Here is a 21,336-nt window from a genome sequence, read left to right as displayed (position 1 = left end):
CGGACGGTCGCTCAGCGCCGCCGCGTGTTGACCGCACTGTGACCACCCGGGAGTGACCCCTTGGCCGCCGACCTCATCCTGACCAACGCCACCGTGTACACGGTGGACTCCGCGCGCCCGTGGGCCACGTCGGTGGCCATCAAGGACGGCCGCGTGGTCGCCCTCGACGACGACGCGCAAGAGGCGACCAGGGTCGTCGACCTCGGTGGCGCGTTCGTCATGCCCGGTCTGGTCGACGTGCACAACCACCACGCGCTGGCGGGTCGGGCCGCGCTCTTCGAGTTGACCTTCGGCGGGGAGGCGGGCTTCGACGACATCCTCGCCGCCGTCCGCGCGTGGGCGAGCCGCCTCGGGCCGGACGAGTGGGTGGTCGGCGGGGCGTGGGCGTCGACGCTGGTCGACACCACCTCCCGGGAGTCCGCGCGGCGCGCGCTGGACGAGGCCGCGGGTGGCCGCCCGGTGGCCCTGATGGACGACAGCAGGCACAACCGCTGGGTCAGCACCCGCGCGCTGGAGCTGGCGGGCATCACCAAGGACACCCCGGACCCGGACGGCGGCGTCATCGTCCGCGACCAGGCGACCGGCGAACTGACCGGCGTCCTGCTGGAGGCCGCGGGGGTGCCGGTCGAGCGCGCGGTGCGCGAGTCCGGCGCGATGACGGTCGAGCAGCACGCCGCCGCGTCCCGGCACGGCATCGGCACCCTGCACTCGTTCGGCATCACCGCGTTCCAGGACGCGGGTGTCTCCGTCGACATCCTCAACGCCCTCAAGACCCTCGACGAGGCCGGTGACCTGCACGCCTGGGTCGTCACGTCGCTGCTGGTCAACGACCCGATCTTCGGTTTCGACCCGATCGGCCGACCGCTGATGGCCCTGGGCGCCCAGTACCGCAGCGCCCACCACCGCCCCGAGTTCATCAAGATCTTCCTCGACGGCGTCCCCCCGACCCGCACCGCCGCCTTCCTGGAGCCATACCTGCCCGACGAGGCGCACGGCGCCTGCTTCCACGGCGCCACCACCATGAAGCCCGACGAGCTCGTGGGCTGGCTGCGCGACGCCGCCGCCGCCGGGTTCGGCGCCAAGATCCACTGCACCGGCGACGCCGCGGTCCGCGCGACCCTCGACGCCGTGCGGACCCTGCGCGGCGAGGGCTTCGCCGACACCCGCTTCCAGGTGGCGCACGGTCAGTTCGTGCACCCCGACGACCTGGCCCGCTTCGGCGAGTTGGGGGTCGCCGCGGACATCTCGCCGTTCCTGTGGGTGCCGGGCGTCATCCCCAGCGCCATCGCGAACGTGCTGCCCGCGGAGCGCTCCGCGCGGATGCAGCCCAACCGGTCGCTGCTCGACAGCGGTGCCCTGGTCGCGGGCGGTTCGGACTGGCCGGTCAGCGAGTCGCCGAACGCGTGGGAGGGCATCCAGGGCCTGGTCACCCGCCAGGACCCGACGGGCGAGTTCCCGGGCGCGCTGTGGGCGGAGCAGGCCATCACCCTCGCGGAGGCGGTCGAGGCGTTCACCCTGTCGGGCGCCAAGGCCATGGGCGTGGACGACGTGACGGGTTCGCTGGCGGTCGGCAAGTCGGCGGACTTCATCGTCCTCGACCGCAACCCCTTCGAGACCGACATCGCCGAGGTCCACCAGACGGTGGTCACCCAGACCTGGTTCGCGGGCGAGCAGGTCTTCCAGCGCTAGCCGACCGGTCCCCGCGCGCCCCGCAAGGCGCGCGGGGCTGTCGGACCTGTGTCGTATTGTCCCCCGCGTGAGTACGCGGACTGTGACGTGGGACGAGGCCGTCGCGCTGTTCGAGGAGCGCGGGCTGTCCGAGGAAATCTGGCAGAACCTCTACGAGGGCGAGTACGTCCTCCACACCGGCAGCGCCGACATCGACGGCGGCTTCCCCCTGAACGACGGTGAGGACCACCCGTGGGAGGAAGAACGGGACATCGGCTACATCGTCGACGGTGACCTGACCCTCTCCGGCCCCCTCTACGACTTCGACGACGGCGCGGCGGCCCTGGTGGTCCTGGGCAACCTGAAGGTCAAGGCCCTGCACACCACGTGCGACTCGAAGATCATCGTCACCGGCCACACCACCGCCGAGGTCATCTACGCCGAGTACTCGGACAAGTACCTGGTCTTCGCGGGCGACCTGCGCGCCACCGTGCAGCTCTGGCTGAGCGAGAGCACCCCCGACCACATCGGCGGCACGTTCGCGGGCAGCCTCGTGCACATGGGCTACGACCGCGACTACCCGATCGAAGCGGGGAAGGTGGAGCTCTCGCCGGTCCCGTTCAGCGAGCTGCTGGTCCCCGAGGTCCTCGAGGACGGCGAGGTCGACAGCGAGGCCCTGCTCGACCGCATGACCTCGGGCGAGCCACTCCTCCGGTCCTGACACCCACCCGATCCGGCCCGCGGCGAGCCTTCGCGGGCCGGGTCACTCCCGCACGGGCACCAGCGGCCCGATCCGGGACCGGTGCCAGTGCGCCAGGTGGCTGATGAACCCGATGGAGTCGACCTCGGACAGGGCCGCGGCAGTGAGGTCGTCGGCCAATCCCCGGTACGAGCGCACGTGCTCCGGCCGGTGCACCCAGACCGGCGACGGCAGGCACCCCGTGACCACGATGCGCAGCTGACGGCAGTCCAGCAGCGTCGACTCGGCGTGCAAGTCAGGGTGCGCGTCGAACCCGCTCGGCACGATCCGCAGGCTCACGTTCGGCCGCCGCGCCATGTCGACCAGGTGCCCCAGCTGCGCGAGCGCGGCCCTGGGCTCCCCGAACGACTGGCGGACGGCGGAGTCGCCGATGAACGCGGTGACCGCGGGCGCCTCGTGCCCGACGGTCAGCCGTTCGCGCCTGCCGACCACGGCCTCGACCTGTTCGGGGATCATCCGCTCGGCCACCCCGCGCGCCCGCTGGGCGGCGGCGATGGTGGTGGGGGTCTGGAGCAGGTCGGGGATGCGCAGCAGGGAGATCAGGGTGATCGCCGCAGCCTCCTGCTCGAAGTCGACGTAGGCCCGCCGCTGCCACTGGCGCTCGGTCTCGTCGAAGGCCACCCACGAGGGCGCTTTCGCGTCCCGGACCAGCATCATGATCCCGGAGAAGCGCTCCTCGGCGACGCCCAGCGTGCCCAGGACCCGCCCCAGCTGCTCGGCGGACGGGACCCGGTCCCCGGTCTCCCAGCGGGAGAGGGTCGGTTCGTCGCGGCTGATCATCCCGGCGAACTCGCGCAGGCTGAAGCCGCGCGCCTCGCGTTCTTGGCGCAGGGCGCGGCCCAGCGCGACGGCCCTCGGAGTCCTGGCCATCGGTCACCCCTGGCTTGTCTGTGGCGGACAGTCACAGAGGACGGCAGGCCCTCTGTATGCAAGGATGCCTCCGCGAAGGCGAGTACGCAACCGTTGAGTTAGACAACGTGGCACTCGCCCCCCGCTTGAGGACCGGACACGCCACCGGCCACACTTGGTGTGGCCCCACCGAAGGGGTGAGGAAGGATCGACACCGTGCCGCAGAAGAAGCAGCCTCCCACCGTCCGGCTACGCCGGTTGGCGGCCGAGCTGCGCCGCCTCCGCGCGCAGGCGGACCTGAGCTGGGAGGCCGTCCACGAGCGGACGGCGATCAACAAGACGACGCTGTACCGGATCGAGAAGGCCCAGGCCCGTCCGCAGAAGCGTACGTTGCTGACTCTGCTCAGCCTGTACGAGGCTCCCAAGGACGAGCACGACTACCTGGTGGACCTGCTCAAGGACGCGAGCAAGCAGGGCTGGCTCCAGCCGTACCATTCGGACTTGCCCGAGGAGTACACGGCCTACATCAGCTTCGAGAACGAGGCGGCCTGCGTCCGCAACTATGAGGCTTCGTTCATCCCCGGGTTGCTGCAAGGTGAGGACTACGCCCGCGCCGTGATCACAGGGGTCCTTCCAGGCGCGACCGACGAAGAGATCGAGAACCACGTCCGGGCTCGGATGGGTCGCCAAGCCGTACTCACCAAGGACAAGCCGCTCAAGTTTTGGGCTGTCATCGACGAAGCCGCACTCCACAGGGACGTCGGCGGTCCGGAAGTCATGCGGGCGCAGCTCCTGAGCCTGGTCAAGGCTGCCAAGGCACCGAACATCACCCTGCAGATCATCCCGTTCGGCGCTGGTGCCCACCCAGGCATGTCCGGACAGTTCGTCCGGCTTGAGTTCGCCGACGCGATGGACACCGACCTCATCTACATCGAGAGCATGGCCGGTGAACTTTTTCTGGAGTCGGAAGCGGACATCAGCCGCTACCGCTCCATCTTCGACCACTTGGTGGCGATGGCGCTGAGTCCCAAGGAATCGGTGTCGCTGCTCATCGAGGAAGCCCAGGGCTAGGCCGAGAAGAAGGATAGGACACTGTGGAAAAGATCGACACCTCGACATTGAACTGGGTCAAGAGCAGCTTCTCCGGCAGCGGCCAGTGCTGCGAGGCAGCACACCTCAACAACGGCACCGCCTTCCGCGACTCCAAAAACCCCAACGGCGGCACCGTCATCTTCACCCACGGCAACTGGAAGACCTTCATCAACGGAGTCAAGCTCGACAAGTTCAACTGACCAGGAGGCGCAGATGGGCACCACCCAGCTCAACTGGATCAAAAGCAGCTACTCCAGCGGCAACGGCCAGTGCTGCGAAGCAGCCCACCTCGCCAACGGCGGCACCGCCCTCCGGGACTCCAAAAACCCCGGAGGCGGCACCATCGCCTTCACCCGCGGCGAGTGGAAGACCTTCATCAACGGAGTCAAGCTCGACAAGTTCAACTGACCAGGAGGCGCAGATGGGCACCACCCAGCTCAACTGGATCAAAAGCAGCTTCTCCAGCGCCAACGGCCAGTGCTGCGAAGCAGCCCACCTCGCCAACGGCGGCACCGCCCTCCGGGACTCCAAAAACCCCGGAGGCGGCGCCGTCACCTTCACCCGCAACGAATGGCGGGCCTTCCTCAACGGCGTCAAGCTCACCTGACCAGGAGGCAAAGCATGGACATCCCCAAGCTCCACTGGATCAAGAGCAGCTTCTCCAGCGGCAACGGCGCGTGCTGCGAAGCGGCCCACCACAGGACCGGCACCGCCTTCCGCGACTCCAAGAACCCCGCCGGCGGCACCCTCCACTTCGCCCGTGGCGAGTGGCGGACCTTCCTCAGCGCCGTCAAGCACGGCCGGTGAACCCGGGAGAAGCCCGTCCTCGAAGCTCCACCCGAGGACGGGCTTCCTCGTCCCTACTCCCCCACCGTCGCCTCCGCTGACGGCCTGGCACCCAGGTCCTCCAGCTTGTACCCCGTCGGATGCGACTTCATCTCCCCACCCGGCGTGAACGACGACTCCGCGCGCGGCGACATCGTCGCCACCACGCGAGCCCGCAAACGCAATCCCCGGCGCACCGCGAACGCCGCCAGCCGAGGCGGCGTCGCCACCCCCAGAGCCCGCCGCATCGGGGGGTCCATCAGGGACGGCAGCATCTGCCGGGCCAGCGGCGCCGCCCAGCTCGGGAACCGGTCCACGATCAACTGACTCGACGCCCCGATCAAGCGCGCGGCCGCGGGCGTCGGCGCGAAGTGCTCGGCCTCGTACGCGTCGAACCAATCCTCGAACTCCGCCAGGCTCCCCGGGATCTCCTTGATCGCCATGTGCTCCCCCACCTCCCGCCAGAAGTGGTAGGCCGCCTCGCGCTCCGCCGGGTCCAGCGGTCGCCACCCGTACCGCTCGATGTGCCGCAGCGGCACGATCAGCAGCGACCCCAACACATACACGTAATCGTCGTTGGAGATCTCCCACCGGCGGTGCATCTTGTTCATGGACCGCAGCACGTGCCGGGCACGCGGATCGTCCAACCCGTGCTCGACCATCTCCGCGATCATCAGCCCCGTGTCCTCCGCGCGCGCCACCGGGTCCGCGACGATGTGACCGGTCCGCCCCAGCAGCCCGCCGATGCTCGGCACCCCGTACGTCCGGAAGAACGCCAGCTGCAACGACACCTGCCACTCGAACGGGAACTCGAACAGCGTCGTCAGCCGGTGGATGGCCGCGTTGTCCGCCACCGGGTCCAGCCCCCGGATCGTCGCCAGGTGGGTCAACCGGGACTCGTCCAGCCGCCCCAGGAAACGGCTGCCGGTACGGACAACGCGACGCATCAACGGACTCCGGGTTCTCACAGGTGGGCGCGGTGCGGGGCGAGCAGCGGGGACCGGCTGAACGCGCGGGCCGCCGCGCGCCAGCGGACCAGGTCGCTCGACAGGTCGGGGGCGAGGTCCGCCGAGGTGGCGACGAGGTCGGACGTCGCGTCCGTGGATTCCGCGCGGCTGTGCGCGGGCAGCCCGAACGCGAACACCGCCGCGTCCAGCACCGCCACGACCGCGCCGTCGTCGAGCCCGCGGCCGCGCGCGTCGGCTTCCAGGTCCCGCAACCGGTCCTCCGGCACCAGCGGCCGCAACGTCCGATAAGCATCCCAGATGTCGATCACGCCGCGGTACAACAACTTCGCCGGGTTGACCACCGGCACCCACTCCCGCAACGACGACAACCCGGAAGCCCGCCGGTGCTCGGGCATGTGCCGCCGCACCTCAGTCCACAGTGGACGCAACGCGCGCACTCCAATCGCCGCCCGCTGCCACTCGGCGACCGCGCGGGCGGGGGTGGTCAACGCCGTCGACTTGATCGTGGCCATCGACACCCCGGCCAGGCACAGCGCACACGCGAGCGGCGCGGCGACGTTGCCGATCATCGCCTCCGGCCACGGCGGCACCACCCCGCACAGCAGCGCGATCTGGAAAACCAGTTTGTTCGCGCAGTACAGCAGCCCCACCGCGTCCCCGGCGGTGTTGAGCCGCAACGCGAGCCGCAGCCGCGGCAACACCCCCGCCTTGCCGGACCACCGAATCGACAGCCGCGCGATCTCGGCGAGCGCAAGCCCCAGGTAGAGGCTGTACGCGATGAACGCCCACGCCGCGACCGGATCCCCCGCCCCACCGGCCTCCGTCCGCCCGGCAGGCCCGTACACGAAGTCCGGCGCACCGGGCGCGAGGTGGAACAGCACCAGGATCACCGCGATAGTGACAATCGGCAGGATCGCCCGCCGCGCGGTCCCCCGCGCGGCCTCATCGCGATCACCGGTGAAGGAGTACAGAAAGAAGGTCTGAACCAACCAAGCCGCAAGAATCACCAGCGTGTGCTGCGTCGGCCAACTCAGGTTGAACCCGGCGATCCCATCGAGCCACCGCCGCGGTGGACCGAGTTGCAGGGTCAACGCCAACGCCAACGCCACACACGCCAACGCGTTCGCCCGCCGCGCCGGCCGATCAGCCGTGCGAACATGCCGACGAACACGACTCATCACCGCGAGCAACGCCACAACCAGCGCCAAGACGGACAGCGCCGTATACATCACGACACCCCCGGTTCCGCACCGAAGCGCCGACGCACCACCAAGCCCCCGCGCCCCAACAACAACGACGGCTCCACCACACCGAAGGCGCTAAGGCACGTCATCACCGTGCACATCACAACGCCCCCGGCACCGAACACCAGGGCGAAACGCCGAAACACCCCCAGGCTCTCGGGTCCCAGCCGTCGCAGCGGCTCCACCACACCGGAAGCTCCGCGGCGCCCCATCACCACCAGCACCGTGTACCTCACGACAACCCCACCGTGGCATCGAACGCCACGAGCAAGCGCCGAGACACCTTCGAGCCCGCAGGCCGCGACCACCCGACCCCGGAGGTGCCGCGGCACCCCACCACCGCGAACAGCCCCCGGGCCGACACCACCCCGCGAGTCACGACGGCCCCAGCTCCGCGCCAAACGCAGCGGCGAGGCGCCGAAGCACCTCAAGCTCCTCAGGGTCAAGACGCGGCGGCGGCTCCACCACACCGGAAGCGCAGTAGCGGAAGAACAGCTCCTCCGCCGCGATCTCCGCCTCCCGTTCCTGCCGAGCCGCGGCCTCATCCGGCGGCGCCGCCGTATCTCCCCGACAACGCCCACCAAGCACCGCGCGGCGCACCATCACCGGGTCGAGGTCCGGCATCGATGCCAGCAGCACGGTCCACTGCGCCGCGTCCAGCCCACCGCTAACACCGTGGTCAAGCAGCATGTGGCCGAGCTCGTGCAGGATCGAGTGCTGGGCGAGCAGCGGCGCGGTCCCATCGTCGTAGAGGATGAAGTCGCGCTTGCGGGTGCCGACCCACAGCCCGGTGAACGACGGCCGCTGCCCCGCGGGCAACACCCGCCCCATCGGCACCAGCCGCAGCGGTTTGCCCCGGTGGCGGGCCACGGCGGCGCAGAACCGGTGGACGTCGAACGGCCCGTCGACCCGTTTGTCCGCCTCGATCGCGGACAGGATCGGCCGCAACCGCGCCAGCACGTCCCGGCGCAGCGCCCGCCCCCCACCGGATTTCACCGTGGCTCGTCTCCCCCGTCCTCGTCGTCGAGCGCGTCCTCGCGCAGCAGCGCGGCCACGACCTCCCCGACCATCCGCCGGGTGCGCGGGCTGGCGTCGTTGAGCGCCCGGGCCAGCGCGACCACGTCGGGGCCGACTCCCACCAAGGTTGCCAGGGTATTCAACTGGGTGGTCAGGGGGCGGTAGTCCTCAGGGTCGCCGAGCAGGTACCTGGCGGGCACGGAGAAGAAGCCCGCGACGGCGCGCAGCACGTTGATGCCCACGTCGTGCGCGCTGCCGTCGCGCAGCGAGCGGATCTCCTCGGCCGTCGAGCCGACGGCGGCGGCGACCTCGGCGTCGGTGTACTCGTGTCCGTTCTCGGCGCGGAAGACGGTGAACAGCCGGTTCAGCCGGACGTCCAGGGATTCCTCGACGGGCCCGAGCGCCTCCAACGCCTCCGCGCGCGAGCGCTCCCGGTGGCGGCGCCACTCGGCCAGGTGGTCGGCGAGGGTGCGACCGGGCTGCACGTCCTCGACGAGGAAAGCCAGCGGCACCTCGAAGATCCGCGCGATGCCCTGCAACACGTGCAACGACGGGTTGTCGCGCTGACCGGCGCGCAGGAACCCGAGGTAGATCCGGGTGCAGCCGCTGACGTTGCGGTCCTTGAGCGCGCGCTCGAACTCGGCGTTGCTCCAGGAGCGCCACTCGCGCGGCAGGTCCGGGTCGCCCGCGGCGCGGCAGGCCGCCGCCTGCTCCTTGTCCGTGACCGGGCGCCGGACCGTGGTGAACAGGAAGTCCAGCCGCGCGGCGAGCGGGTATCCGCCGCTTTCGGACCGACCCCCATCGAAGTGCCGGTCGGCGCCGAACGCCCCTTGACCACCATTGAACTGTTGGCAGCCACCGAACTCGTGCTGACCACCGTCGGAGTTCCGGTCACCACCGAACCGGCCGTGACCTACCTGCGCTATCGGCTCGTCGCCCGCCATGCTCGAACCCCAGAGTCCATCACCCGCCAGAGGGGTGTAACTGATCGCGTGCCGACATTAACCCACCTTTACCGCCGCCGGCGTACGCGATCGCCGCACCACTCGAATGCAGCAGTGTTTGATCACACTGCGTAGCAAGTTGATCTATCCGAGTGAAAGGTGCCTGCAACCGGCCTGGGTCAAGGGAAACCGACCTAGCCTCTGAGTGGAAGAAAGGCACAATCTCAGTTACACGTCGCTGAGAGTCAGCGGTTCGGGTCGGGGGGCACGAGATGCGGCTTGGGGGAGTTCGCGGATCCGGGGGAGGACGGCGTCGGCCACGCTGGGGGTGCGGCCGACGCCGCCGGCCCCGCGCCGGGGCACGGGGTGAGGAACCCGACGGGGTAGGAGATCTCCTACAGCTCGCGGTCGCCGCACATGGCCTGCCTCCGATCACCCTGGGGAGAAGTGGAATGGCTGACGCCCTGACGACCTGGGGTCGCCGCGCACCGGCACGGCGGCCACCTCCACACCAGGTCGACGAGACCCCAACCGGTCGAACGCCCGCGGACACCCGCCCGGTGCCGCCTGACCGGACCAGTGTGGCGGGTCGGGACCGGTGGTGGAACCGCCGGGTGCCCGTGCGGGACTGGACCTTGTGGACACGCCCCGTCGCGGCGGTGGTGTGGCTGCTCGGACTGGACACCGCTGTCGCGGTCTGGACGGTCGCGGCGGGTTGGGGTGAGCGGGTTTCCGGCTCGGACTGGGTGCGCTTCGGCACGCTGGCGGCCATCGCCGTGGCGTACCTGGCGCTGACCCGCCAGTGGGAGGAGCGCCGCAGACTGGCCGACAACCAGGGCGAACACGTCGACCAGACATCGGTTTTCGTGTTCAGCGCGGCGCTGCTGCTGCCGGTTTGGCTGCTCTTCGCCCTGATCGCCCTGCTCCGCCACCGCCGCTTCCTCATCGCACGCAAACCACCGCACTCGTTCCTGTTCACCACGGCAGCCATCACCGCGGGCGCGCTGGGTGTGCACGCCGTCGCCGAGTCGACTCCGCTAGGGGAGCGCCTCACCGGGGCGCTGCCCGCCGTGCACGACGTGTTCGCCCTGGACTCGGCGCTGGCCATGATCGCGGCGATGGCGGTGTACTTCGTGGTGCAGGGCGCCTTGATCGGCGTCGCGCGTGGACTGATCAACCGGACGTGGTCGCCGCGGGAACTGCTGGGCGAACCGTCGGCCAACGTCTACATCGTGTCCACACTGGTCCTCGCGGTGTGCCTGAGCGTGCTGCTCTCGGTCAGCGTGGTGCTGGGCGCCGCCATCCTCCTGGTCATCGCGCCCCTGGCCCGCATGCGGCACCAACTGGCCCAGGCCACCGCCGACCGCAAGCGACTCCTGCACGACGCCCTCACCGACCCGCTGACCCGCCTCCCCAACCGCCGCGGCTTCGAACCCGCGGCCCAGCTGGCCCTCGTCGCGGACCAGGCGGCCCGCCGCCCCACGGCGTTCCTGTACGTGGACGTGGACCGCTTCAAGGAGTGGAACACCCGCATCGGCCACGCGGGCGCGGACCAGTTGCTGGCGGCCATCGCGGCCGTCCTCCGCCACCAGATCCGCGGCGACGACCTCCCGTGCCGCTGGGGCGGGGAGGAATTGTGCGTGGTACTCCCAAATACCACGTTGCCACAAGCGATCGCCATCGCCGAGCGCATCCGCACCGGCGTCCGCGACCTGGACCTCACCATCACCCGACCCGCGGGCGGCACCAACATCCGCCTGGGCCACGAGGCCCCGCCCTGCACGGTCTCCATCGGCGCCGCGGTCACCCCGACCTGGGACGCGACCCTGCCGGACCTGGCCGAACTGGCCGACGAGGCCCTGTCCACCGCCAAGGCGACAGGCCGCAACCGCGTCATCGCCGCGACTTCACCGGCTGAGATCCACTAACCCACCCCACCCCACCCCACCCAAGCCGCGCCCGCCCACCCGGCCCAGGCTGTCTCAAACCCCTGCACCCCCGCTGGAACAGAAGGGGCCCTCGCAGCACCCCGCGAGGGCCCCTCCACCACACCCGACTACTTCTTCACGTCATACCGGTCCAGGTCAGCGACCTTGGCCCACGCCGCCACGAAGTCGCGCACGAACTTCTCCTGCGCGTCCGAGCTCGCGTACACCTCGGCCACGGCCCGCAGCTCCGAGTTCGACCCGAACAGCAGGTCCACCCGGCTACCGGTCCACCGCACCTTGCCCGTGGCCCGGTCGCGGCCCTCGAAGCTCTCCGAGTCGGCCGTGGTCGGCTTCCACTCGGTGGCCATGTCCAGCAGGTTCACGAAAAAGTCGTTCGTCAGCGTGCCCGGCCGGTCGGTCAGCACACCCGCGCTCGACTGCTTGTGGTTCGCGCCGAGCACCCGCAGACCGCCCACGAGCACCGTCATCTCCGGCGCGCTCAGCGTGAGCAGGTTCGCCCGGTCGACCAGCAGGAACTCCGCCCGCAGGCGGTGGCCCTTGCCCAGGTAGTTGCGGAAGCCGTCGGCGGTCGGCTCCAGCGCCGCGAACGAGTCGGCGTCGGTCTGCTCGGCGGTGGCGTCGGTGCGGCCCGGCGTGAACGGGACGACGACGGTGTGGCCCGCGGCCGCGGCGGCCTGCTCCACACCGGCGTTGCCTGCGATCACAATCAGGTCGGCGAGCGAAACCTTCTTGCCACCGGCGTTGAACCGCTCCCGCACACCCTCAAGCGCGCTCAGCACGCCGGAAAGCACCTCGGGCTCGTTGACTTCCCAGCTCCGCTGCGGCTCCAGGCGGATGCGGGCACCGTTCGCCCCACCGCGCTTGTCGCTGCCGCGGAAGGTCGACGCCGAGGCCCACGCCGTGCTCACGAGCTGGGCGACGGTCAGACCCGAGTCCAGGATGTCCCGCTTGAGCGCGGCAACGTCCGATTCGGACACCAGCTCGTGGTCGACGGCGGGCACGCGGTCCTGCCAGATCAGCGCTTCCTGCGGCACCTGCGCGCCGAGGTAGCGCTGGATCGGGCCCATGTCGCGGTGCGTCAGCTTGAACCACGCCCGCGCGAACGCGTCCGCGAACTCGGCGGGGTTGTCCTTGAAGCGGCGGGAGATCGCCTCGTAGATCGGGTCGTACCGCAGCGACAGGTCGGTGGTCAGCATTGTCGGCGGACGGGTCAGCTCGCCGGACTCCGGGTCGGGCACGGTGTTCGCGGCGGCGCCGTTGGCGGGCTCCCACTGGTGCGCGCCCGCCGGGCTCTTGGTCAGCACCCACTCGTGCTCGAAGAGCACCTCGAAGAAGGTGTTGTCCCACTTGGTCGGCGTCGGCGTCCACGTGGTCTCCAGACCACTGGTGATCGCGTCGCGGCCCTTGCCGGAGCCAAAGCTGTTGCGCCAGCCCAGGCCCTGCTCCTCCAGCGGCGCGCCCTCGGGCTCGGCACCGACGTGCTTGTCCGCGTCACCGGCGCCGTGCGCCTTGCCGAAGGTGTGACCACCGGCGATGAGCGCGACGGTCTCCTCGTCGTTCATCGCCATGCGGCCGAAGGTGTCGCGGATGTCGCGCGCGGCGGCCAGCGGGTCGGGGTTGCCGTTGGGGCCCTCGGGGTTGACGTAGATGAGTCCCATCTGGACGGCGGCCAGCGGGTTCTCCAGCGAGCGGTCGCCGGTGTAGCGCTCGTCGCCGAGCCAGGTGCGCTCGGGTCCCCAGTAGACGTCCTGGTCGGGCTCCCACACGTCGGCGCGGCCACCGGCGAAGCCGAAGGTCTTGAAGCCCATGGTCTCCAGCGCGCGGTTGCCCGTGAAGATCATCAGGTCGGCCCAGGAGACCTTGCGGCCCCACTTCTGCTTGACCGGCCACAGCAGGCGGCGGGCCTTGTCCAGGTTGCCGTTGTCCGGCCAGCTGTTGAGCGGGGCGAAGCGCTGCATGCCCGCGCCCGCGCCACCGCGGCCGTCCTGGATGCGGTACGTACCCGCGCTGTGCCAGGCCATGCGGATCATCAGCGGGCCGTAGTGGCCGAAGTCGGCGGGCCACCAGTCCTGGGAGGTGGTCAGCACGGCGTCGACGTCGGCGGCGAGCTCGTCGAGGTCGACGGTCAGGAACTCGGCGGCGTAGTCGAAGTCCGCGTCATTCGGGTTGGCGACGGCCGAGTGCTTGCGCAGGATGGCCAGGTTCAGCTGGTTCGGCCACCACTCGCGGTTGCTGCCGCCCTCGGTCGGGTGGTTGATCCGCCCAGCCGACACGGGGCACCCACCGGCGCCCCCTTCGTTCATCTCACCCACGACGGCGTTTGGCTCGGACACGCGATTCCTTTCGGAGAACTGCACAGACAAGTCATCAAGCTCGGGAACACCCGGGGCACAGACCCCGGTAGACGACCTCGGCCTCGTCGATGACGAAACCGTTCGCGTCGGAAGCGGTCAAACAGGGCGCGAACCCCACGGCACAGTCCACATCGGCGATGACACCGCAAGACCGGCAGACAACGTGGTGGTGGTTATCCCCCACCCGAGCCTCATAACGAGCCACCGACCCAGGCGGCTCGATACGACGCAACAACCCGGCCCCGGTCAACGCCCGCAGCACGTCGTAGACGGCCTGGTGCGACACCCCACCGAGCTCACCCCGAACAACCCCGATGATGGAGTCCGTATCGGCATGCGGGTGCGCGTGCACGGCGGACAGCACCGCGAGCCGGGGGCCGGTCACCCTCAGTGACGCGGCCCGCAGCAGCTGCCGGAAGTCGGAGGCCGTGGGCACGCGGGCAGTCTTACGGGTTTTCTGGAATTAATCAAGTTAACAGTGGCTGACCACACGCCCCACGCTGCCGGCCACCCACCGCCCCGACACACCCGCGCACAGCACGCACCCGGCCACCCTCGTTCAAGATCATCTTAGCCCCACCCCCACGCCCCGCCTCCTCCCGGTTATCCACAAGCATGATCATCTTCGGCCGGTCTTGTCGGTGCTCACCACTAGAATGGATACCGGGGGCCGGAGGCATACCCTCCCCACCCCGAGGACCTCGCACACCCCACTACGCCTCACCCACACCCCAACGCGCCCGACTCCCGGCCGACAACGCCCGAGTTGTCTACAGGGGGTTATTCAGCGGTGTAGAAATAGAGGCCGATAACGGCCGAGATGGTGTCGGTGAAGGTGTTGATGGGGCGCCGGTAGTCGGCGTGGAGAACGCGCCAGGTCTTGAGTTGGGCGATGGCGCGTTCAACCACGACACGAATTGAGTTGCGCTGTCGGTTGAACTCTTTTTCCCAGTCGGACTGTCGCGGTTTCGGGTTTTTCTGATCGGGATGAGGATGCCGCTGCCGATGTAGCCCTTGTCGCCAAGCCAGGTGCCGGGGTCTCGTCCGTCGTGAACGTGCGAGGCTTTCAGGCCCACGATGTCGTTCCGGGATCCCGATATCGGATCCGATACCCATCTCAGGCGTCCGTCCGGCGTGCACACGACCTGGACGGTGAGTCCGGTCGTGCAGTGCTTCCCGGAGAACAACTCCGGATGATCGACGAACCGAGCCTTCGGTCGCTTCGCGGATCAGAGCGCACAATTCCTCAACACGGCCTCGAGCGAGGCCGGTGGCATGATGCATGGAGGTGATCCGTTTGAGAGACCTAAGTGCGGTAACCAAATTCTCGCAAACGGACCGCAACCTCTTGCTTCGGGGTGATCATCGCGGGTCGTGAATGAGCCTCACAGGATTGATCATCTTCGACCGATCTTGTCGGTGCCCACCGGTAGCATGGAACCTGGGGGCCGGAGGCGCAATGCCACTAACTTAGGCTAGGTGCGAGGATTCTGATGGTGGCCGGACCCTGATGTCGAACGCCTTGATGTTTGCCCTTTTTGGTGGGGTAGCGTTTATGGCGTCCACGTTTGGCCACACGGGGGTACGTTCGGTGCCTTCGGGCCGCGAGGTGTCTCTCGTTGATTTCCGCGCGGGTCTCCGATAACGCTCTCGCCTGGCGCTCAGGGGGAAAAATCCGCCTCGGCGGGAACCTGGCGTCGGATGACTCGAAGAGACCGCATGAAGGACAGCCGATCAGGGTCGACGTCGGCCTCGTCGGCCGCCGAGCACATCACACGCCGAATGCCATAGTGTGCGAGCAGAAACGCCCACAGTTCCTGACGCACCATGTCGGGCGATCTCGACCGCAGCGTCTTACCCGATCCTTGTTGATGGGTCTTCATCTCATCGATCAAACCCTCGCATTCCCAGCGTTCATGGTAGGCGAGAGCCAATTCCATGGCGGTCGCCTCGGCCGGGTCGAGAATCGACGTCACCACGCACACGACCTCGGCTGCCCCGTCACCCGCCCGGTCGGGAACCTGATATTCGACCACCCGAACCGGTTGCGCATCCTCGCAACGACAATCCTCGCCGCGGCGAGCCTTCTCGATCAGCCGATCCCGGCGCCCTCGGCGCACGGCCGAACTGACCAGGATCGAGCGATACGAACCATCGGGCAACCACTCCAACACCGGCAACGTGACAGCCGAACTCACCCTCCACAGCAGGTCAGCGCCAGTACGACGGAACTCGTTCCACAGATCGAAACCGTAGAAGCCCCGATCGGCGATCACCAGCATGTCCGGCTCGACAGACCCGATGATGTCTCTCGCGAGAGTTTTCTCGCTGGTCAGACACCCGGCGATCGCGGCCCCCACGATCGCGCGGGAACCACACTCGCCCAACACGATCATCAACGCCCGCGGAAACGCGGACTCGACCGACTGATTACGCTGTCGACCGAACTCCGCCGCGTTCTCGGGCGTATCCGGAACATCCACGGAGAACCCATCCATCGCCATCAACCGACGCGACGCCAACCACGCCCCTTTGGTACCCCGCCCCGCCACCGGAACAGCGACCCGCTCAAACAACAGACTCAACGGCTCGACCCCCAACCGCTTCCGAGCCTTGGAAATAGCCGCCGTCGAGGGAACATTCCACTCACCACGCCACGAACCCGCAGACCGCAACGACCCAACAAGCTTCCGCATCACCTCCTCGTAATCATCATCGAAAAACAGGCACATCCCCAAACAAAACCGCACCACCACATGCGCGGGAAGCAACCGAGAACGCAACTCGCGACGGCCCGTCTCGTTCAACACATCCTCGATCACATCTCGAGGAAAAACCTCCGCCAACACACCCAACGAGATCCGATCGGTCAACCGAACAACCGACGAATCAACGACACCACCACGAACCTGCACCACGCGAGCCACCCGAAAATAATAGCAGCTCCTTGCTTAAGTTAGTGGCATTGGGCCGGAGGCGTGCCCTACCCCACCAACCGCCCCGCGATCGCGCGCAGTTCCTCGTCCTCGGCGAACGTGCGCCACCCCCCGGAGCACGCCAGCCTGCGCGGGTTGTCCAGCACCGCACGCGCGACGTCACGCACCCGCTCCGCCCGCTCGCCCGCGTCCGCCAACACCCGCAAAGCCGTCACCCGGACAGGCAAGTACGCCCCCGCCCCCAACGGCTCGACAACCTCAGCCAGCACCGGCGCGACCTCCCCCGCGACCCGCCACAACGCCCCCGCCGCCCGAACCGCGAGCCACTCGTCGCCGGACCGCGTGAGCGCCCGCAGCGAACCGACCGCACCAGCCGCGGCGTCCCCCAGGTCGGCGACCAAATCCAACGACTCCCCACCGGCAACGCCGCGCAACAGCACCGCCACCCCCAGTTCCGGGTCCGCGCCGGTCCGGCACAACGCCCACGCCACCGCGGGCACGTCGGCCCGGTCCCGCAGTTCCAGTGCCGACTCCGCCGCACCGAGCGCGCCGATCGCCTTGGCCGCCCACGGCAGCACCCGCTCGTCCGCCGCTGCCGCCACCACAGCCGGCAAAGCCGCCGCACACCCCCAAGCCGCCACCACCGAACACAGGTTCACCGCGAGCGCGGGGTCGTCGCAGGTCGTGAGCCGCCCAGCGACCGCGTCGACCAGGTCATCCGCATACGCCCGCAACGGAACCAGCACCTCATGGATCCCAGGCTGCCCCAACATATCCACCGACCGATCAAAGTGGACAGAAGAACAGGAGAACCCGAGCCGATCACCCGAAAGTCGCTCAACCAGCCCCGGCACGCACCGCGCATCCCCGAACCGCGCCAAGGCCCACACCGCCGCGTCACCGACAGTAACTCTCCGATACCTCCCGTCGTCCTCCAGCGCCACCCGATCCGCATACCTCTCGGCCTCCCGCCCCAGGCAGGCGAGCAAAGCCGTCGCGCGGTACCGGACCTCCGGCAAACCATCGTCGAGATGGTCGACGAGCAACGGCAACAGCGACTCCCCCGCACTCCGCCAGTCCGCGAGCACCCGCCCCGCCCGCACAACAGTCGCCACTCGCTGGTCATCCGCGCCACCACGGCCGATCCCGATGGTGAACGCCACAGCCGCGACCTGGTCGTCCTCGACCAGCGCACCCGCCGTCCGCCAAGCATCCCCGAGCCACGCGGAGTCGCGCCACAGCCCAGCATCCGGGTCGAGCGCCGCCCGCACCAGCAGGTCGACGCGCCGCGCCGCCTCCGCACGCTCGGCCAGCGCGTACAGGGCCGCCAAGCGGACGTGGAGATCATCATCAGCCAGCAACACCGCCAGCTCGGCACTCGACCACCCCAGCGCCACGACCAGGTCCCACCGGGTCACCCGATCCGCCTCGACCAGCCACCGCGCACGCAGCGCCGCGACCGCCTCCGGATGACGAATCCCTTTCGCCACAACAACTATCGCCGCCCGGCGCACCCCCGGATCCGGATCCGCCAGCAGCGCGAGCAACCCCGCCCGCGCGGCGTCGAGCGCGGCCCACCACGCCGGGTCGACGAACTCCGGCTCCGCGACGTGGGCCTCGGCCGCGATGGTGGCGATCACCTCCACCACGTCCGCCCGGTGGTTCGCGGCACCGCGCGCGAGGTCGACCAGCGCGGGCAGCGCGGCTGGAGCCGCCGAACAAATCCAGCCACCCTGGTGGTACAGGAGGTTGGACACCTCCTCAAGCGCCGCCCCCGCCACATCGGAATCCAGGTCACCACACTGACTCAGCAGCCCCGGAATGTCCGACGCCGCACCATAGTTGTGTCGCAACGCGGACCAGTCGACGTCCCCCATGGCACCAACCCTACGACGACTCCGGAACAGGCACGAAGACACCACCGCGGCGTTCGAACTCAGCGGGGGCAGCGGCGTCGAACAGCGGCTCGAGATCCGGGTCGAGCTCGATCAGCTCACGCAACGGCATGAGCACCGCGTTGCTCAGGTCATCGAGGTACTCCCTCGATTCATCACCGGCGACGACCTGCCAGCCACTGTCCCGCTCGTCAATGGGCTCATCGCGGATCAACCGCCCCGCCGGAACCCCGTCCCGCGCCACACGAGCCGTGACGATCGCTTTCTTGGCCAGGTCACCGAACCACCAACGTTCCGCTTTCCGTTGCCGTGCAACGATTTCCGGCGTGCCGAGTTCCACCCGCACCCGTAGGAGCGTGCCGTCGGCCGCCAGGTCTCGGTAGAGGGGATACATCCCGTCGCCCCAGCTGGTGAACCACCCGGTCACCTTCGCGCCACCGACCTCGATCGTCCCCGACTCCGTGAGGTTGTGGTCGGCCTGCAGGCGAATGCGGTAGTCGTCATCGTGCGGCCGGACCACAGCGCGGAACCGCAGTCCACTCCGCTGCAGCTCACCCAGTTCCCGGTGCCGCTCAGCCGCCTCCCCGCCTGCCAGGTCGACCCACGCGTACGCACTTCGATCGTCCATTTCGGATGGTTTCGGCTCCACGAGTCGCTCGAACACCGCCGCCGCGTCACCACCCCAGAACTCGACGTCGTACAACCCGTCCTCGGACACGTTCTCCCGCCAAGCGTTGAGCGCCAAGGGGTCGGCGAACATCAGCCGGGACTCGTCGACCACCACGTATCCACACTCGACAGACCGAACCGGCTCACCCTCGGCGCACTCCACCCACACAGACCGCCACCGAGCCTCGAACTCGCCGTCGTCCATCCGCTCCCCGAGCACCCGCAACTCCCGCGCGGGCACCCCGCGAACCGCCACCGCCCAACCCCCGGTGTACGGGACCTCGACGCCACCCGGGTCGTCGTCCAGCAGCCGCCGCACCCGCTCGAGGTGCGCCACCCGCGCCACCCTCCGCACCGACGCGTCGAGCCCGCTCTCGCGGCACACCTCCCGCACCTTCGCCACCACGGACCCGCCGTCCGCGGGCAGGTCGAACGCGAACCGCCCCTTGACGTCCGCCAGGTCCAGCCGCCGCGCCACCGCCGCCGCGTCCGCGCCCACGATCTCGAAGTCGACCGCCGCGTTGGCCCGCGCCAACGCCTCCCCCTTCAGCAGCCCCTCCGCCAGCACGGGCGGACGGTCGCCGCACCAGTACCCGAGCAGCCCGAAGTCGACCAGCAGCAGGTCCCCGGTGGGGAAGGAGGCGGTCCCCAGCAATTCAGCCATGCCGCCATCCAACCCCATACCACCGACAACGCCGCTAGACGACCTCGCGACCACTCGCGGTCGCGTCCGGCACCGCCTCGCTGACGTCCCAGTGCTCGACGATCAGCCCTTCCGCGACGCGGAAGATGTCGACCACGGCCACACCACGCGCCCCCGGCTCCGGCGCGAAGTGGGAATGCGCGGCCACCAGGTCGGCTTCGGCGACGGTCCGCTCGACGGTGAAACGCATCCCGGGCAACTGCGCCCGGGTCCCGTCGATGAACTCGACCAGCGCGGCGCGGCCGTCCGGGGGGTTGGGGTTGTGCTGCGCGAGGTCTTCGGCGGGGTAGTCGGCGGCCAGGTCGGTGCGACCCCGGTTCCACACGGTCTCCAGGTACTCGGCGACCAGTTCGGTCTTGGTGCGCATGACTTTCCCTTTCACAGCGGGTGACTCGAGTTGATCCGCCGAGCGGAGACCAGGTGCGCGACACCCGCCACAGCGGCGGGAACCAGGCCGAACGCGGACAGGGCCTTGGGATCGAACGAAGACAGGAGCGCACTGCCGAGGAAACTCCCGAGGCTGATACCGGTGTGGAGACTGGAAGCGTTGAGCGCCAAGAGAATCACACGATACTCGGGTAACAGCGCCACCAGCCGGGCTTGCTGCGGGGCATGGTAGAGCTGACTGAAGAACGCCCAGAAGCCGAACAGCGCCAGGATGGTCGTCGTCGTACCGGGCAAGACAGACAAGAGTCCGAATGCGACAGCAAAGCCGCTGAGGGCGCCCCTACGGTCTTGGGGCCGCCAAACCTTTCGCACGAAGGCGCACCCGCCGCGTTGCCAACCACACCGAGCACGCCGAACGCGAACAGGACCAAGGCGACCGCCGCCGCGGATCCGGACCGGGCCGTCACATACGCACCCGCGACTCCATAGACGATGAACTGCGCCGTCATGAACAACATCGTCGTGACCACCATCGCAGCAGCACCGGGAGTGGTCACGACACGTCACTAGGCCACAATGGACGGCCGCGTTCCCCGGCCCGTGCGAGGCAGCAGCGCGCGCACCAACAGCAGTGCGACCGCTGCGGGCACCGCGACCCCGCCGAGCGCCGCCCGCCAACCGACCAGGGACCCCAGGTACGAGGCGAGCGGCACACCGAGGACGGCAGCGGCCGTCATGCCGGAGAACACCCACCGTGGCCAGCGCCCGAGCCCGGCGCTCCTCGGGGACGACCAGCGACGCGACCGCCGAGGAGTTGGGCGCGTAGACCGCTCCCCCGAGCGCAGCGACCACGCGAGCGCCGACGAGCAGGCCGTAGTTCGGGGCGCGCGCGGTGGCGACACCACCCGCGGTCAGCAGCGCGAGCCCCAGCACCAGCCCGGCGCGCCGGTCCAGACCGCCGAGCAGCGTCGGCGCGACCGGCGCGGCGACCGCGAAGGTCAGCGCGAACACGCTGACCAGCAGTCCGATGTCGGCCGGGTCGACGCGGAGTTCGGCGCTCATCGGCCCGCTCAGCC

General features: G+C 69.2%; 21 protein-coding genes and 2 pseudogenes. 8 read left to right on the top strand and 15 right to left on the bottom strand.

Annotation, left to right across the window (positions count from 1 at the left end; translation table 11 throughout):
* Positions 1–60: 60 nt before the first annotated feature.
* Positions 61–1,689 carry an amidohydrolase gene (locus V5P93_RS12205; RefSeq protein WP_104480495.1) on the top strand — a complete coding sequence of 543 codons (1,629 nt, stop codon included), beginning with the start codon at positions 61–63 and terminating at the stop codon, positions 1,687–1,689.
* Positions 1,690–1,756: 67 nt separating this feature from the next.
* Positions 1,757–2,389, top strand: a complete 633-nt coding sequence (locus V5P93_RS12200) for a hypothetical protein (RefSeq protein ID WP_146108119.1) — start codon at positions 1,757–1,759, stop codon at positions 2,387–2,389.
* Positions 2,390–2,431: 42 nt separating this feature from the next.
* Here V5P93_RS12200 and V5P93_RS12195 read toward each other — a convergent pair whose 3' ends face one another.
* Complete coding sequence (locus V5P93_RS12195) at positions 2,432–3,298, bottom strand: helix-turn-helix transcriptional regulator (RefSeq protein ID WP_104480497.1); 867 nt, start codon at positions 3,296–3,298, stop codon at positions 2,432–2,434.
* Between the two features lie 195 nt (positions 3,299–3,493).
* Between V5P93_RS12195 and V5P93_RS12190 the strand changes: the two genes are divergently transcribed.
* The 5 genes from V5P93_RS12190 to V5P93_RS12170 are packed head-to-tail and all read left to right on the top strand — an operon-like array spanning position 3,494 to position 5,176.
* Entirely contained in the window at positions 3,494–4,348 is an 855-nt protein-coding gene (locus V5P93_RS12190) for a helix-turn-helix transcriptional regulator (protein ID WP_104480498.1), read from the top strand.
* A gap of 23 nt (positions 4,349–4,371) precedes the next feature.
* Complete coding sequence (locus V5P93_RS12185) at positions 4,372–4,569, top strand: DUF397 domain-containing protein (RefSeq protein ID WP_104480499.1); 198 nt, start codon at positions 4,372–4,374, stop codon at positions 4,567–4,569.
* A 13-nt stretch (positions 4,570–4,582) separates the two neighbouring features.
* Positions 4,583–4,777, top strand: a complete 195-nt coding sequence (locus V5P93_RS12180) for a DUF397 domain-containing protein (protein ID WP_104480500.1) — start codon at positions 4,583–4,585, stop codon at positions 4,775–4,777.
* A 13-nt stretch (positions 4,778–4,790) separates the two neighbouring features.
* A complete protein-coding gene (locus V5P93_RS12175) occupies positions 4,791–4,976 on the top strand; it encodes a DUF397 domain-containing protein (RefSeq protein WP_104480501.1) in 186 nt (61 codons plus the stop codon).
* A 14-nt stretch (positions 4,977–4,990) separates the two neighbouring features.
* Positions 4,991–5,176 (top strand): DUF397 domain-containing protein, encoded by a 186-nt coding sequence (locus tag V5P93_RS12170; protein ID WP_104480502.1) that lies wholly within the window; start codon positions 4,991–4,993, stop codon positions 5,174–5,176.
* 53 nt (positions 5,177–5,229) lie between these two features.
* Here the strand turns inward: V5P93_RS12170 and V5P93_RS12165 are convergent, their stop codons facing one another.
* The 4 genes from V5P93_RS12165 to V5P93_RS12150 all read right to left on the bottom strand — a co-directional run bounded on the left by V5P93_RS12165 (position 5,230) and on the right by V5P93_RS12150 (position 9,367).
* Positions 5,230–6,141, bottom strand: a complete 912-nt coding sequence (locus V5P93_RS12165; protein ID WP_104480503.1) for an oxygenase MpaB family protein — start codon at positions 6,139–6,141, stop codon at positions 5,230–5,232.
* Between the two features lie 17 nt (positions 6,142–6,158).
* Positions 6,159–7,391: an MAB_1171c family putative transporter gene (locus tag V5P93_RS12160; RefSeq protein WP_342752283.1), complete on the bottom strand. Its 1,233-nt coding sequence runs from the start codon at positions 7,389–7,391 to the stop codon at positions 6,159–6,161.
* Between the two features lie 390 nt (positions 7,392–7,781).
* Positions 7,782–8,402: a hypothetical protein gene (locus V5P93_RS12155; RefSeq protein ID WP_104480506.1), complete on the bottom strand. Its 621-nt coding sequence runs from the start codon at positions 8,400–8,402 to the stop codon at positions 7,782–7,784.
* Positions 8,399–9,367, bottom strand: coding sequence for a hypothetical protein (locus V5P93_RS12150; RefSeq protein WP_104480507.1), 969 nt, complete (start codon positions 9,365–9,367; stop codon positions 8,399–8,401). The genes V5P93_RS12155 and V5P93_RS12150 overlap by 4 nt, the downstream gene beginning before the upstream one ends.
* Positions 9,368–10,002: 635 nt before the next feature.
* Between V5P93_RS12150 and V5P93_RS12145 the strand changes: the two genes are divergently transcribed.
* A complete protein-coding gene (locus tag V5P93_RS12145; RefSeq protein WP_374065939.1) occupies positions 10,003–11,295 on the top strand; it encodes a diguanylate cyclase in 1,293 nt (430 codons plus the stop codon).
* A 128-nt stretch (positions 11,296–11,423) separates the two neighbouring features.
* Here V5P93_RS12145 and katG read toward each other — a convergent pair whose 3' ends face one another.
* The 10 genes and pseudogenes from katG to V5P93_RS12095 all read right to left on the bottom strand — a co-directional run.
* Entirely contained in the window at positions 11,424–13,619 is a 2,196-nt protein-coding gene (katG, locus tag V5P93_RS12140; protein ID WP_104480544.1) for a catalase/peroxidase HPI, read from the bottom strand.
* A 64-nt stretch (positions 13,620–13,683) separates the two neighbouring features.
* Positions 13,684–14,106 (bottom strand): Fur family transcriptional regulator, encoded by a 423-nt coding sequence (locus V5P93_RS12135; protein ID WP_104480509.1) that lies wholly within the window; start codon positions 14,104–14,106, stop codon positions 13,684–13,686.
* Between the two features lie 344 nt (positions 14,107–14,450).
* Positions 14,451–14,812: pseudogene (locus V5P93_RS12130) on the bottom strand (transposase family protein).
* Between the two features lie 519 nt (positions 14,813–15,331).
* Positions 15,332–16,588, bottom strand: coding sequence for an IS4 family transposase (locus tag V5P93_RS12125; RefSeq protein WP_374066486.1), 1,257 nt, complete (start codon positions 16,586–16,588; stop codon positions 15,332–15,334).
* Positions 16,589–16,653: 65 nt separating this feature from the next.
* On the bottom strand, positions 16,654–18,363 hold the full coding sequence (locus V5P93_RS12120) for a HEAT repeat domain-containing protein (protein WP_245931777.1): 1,710 nt from the start codon (positions 18,361–18,363) through the stop codon (positions 16,654–16,656).
* Between the two features lie 130 nt (positions 18,364–18,493).
* The gene (locus V5P93_RS12115) at positions 18,494–19,834 is read right to left on the bottom strand and encodes a DUF2185 domain-containing protein (protein WP_146108392.1); all 1,341 of its coding nucleotides are present in this window, start codon (positions 19,832–19,834) and stop codon (positions 18,494–18,496) included.
* 34 nt (positions 19,835–19,868) lie between these two features.
* A complete protein-coding gene (locus V5P93_RS12110) occupies positions 19,869–20,240 on the bottom strand; it encodes a nuclear transport factor 2 family protein (protein ID WP_104483338.1) in 372 nt (123 codons plus the stop codon).
* A gap of 11 nt (positions 20,241–20,251) precedes the next feature.
* Positions 20,252–20,554, bottom strand: a complete 303-nt coding sequence (locus V5P93_RS12105) for a hypothetical protein (RefSeq protein ID WP_245931778.1) — start codon at positions 20,552–20,554, stop codon at positions 20,252–20,254.
* Positions 20,555–20,826: 272 nt separating this feature from the next.
* On the bottom strand, positions 20,827–20,997 hold the full coding sequence (locus V5P93_RS12100) for a hypothetical protein (protein ID WP_245931779.1): 171 nt from the start codon (positions 20,995–20,997) through the stop codon (positions 20,827–20,829).
* Between the two features lie 70 nt (positions 20,998–21,067).
* Positions 21,068–21,322 (bottom strand): annotated as a pseudogene (locus tag V5P93_RS12095) (MFS transporter); the annotation flags it as partial.
* Between the last annotated feature and the right edge of the window lie 14 nt (positions 21,323–21,336).

Origin of the sequence: Actinokineospora auranticolor (genome assembly GCF_041897805.1) — a bacterium.
GTDB lineage: Bacteria > Actinomycetota > Actinomycetes > Mycobacteriales > Pseudonocardiaceae > Actinokineospora > Actinokineospora auranticolor.
Note: the sequence above shows the minus strand (reverse complement) of the source record. Positions and strands in the feature narration are given on the sequence as shown.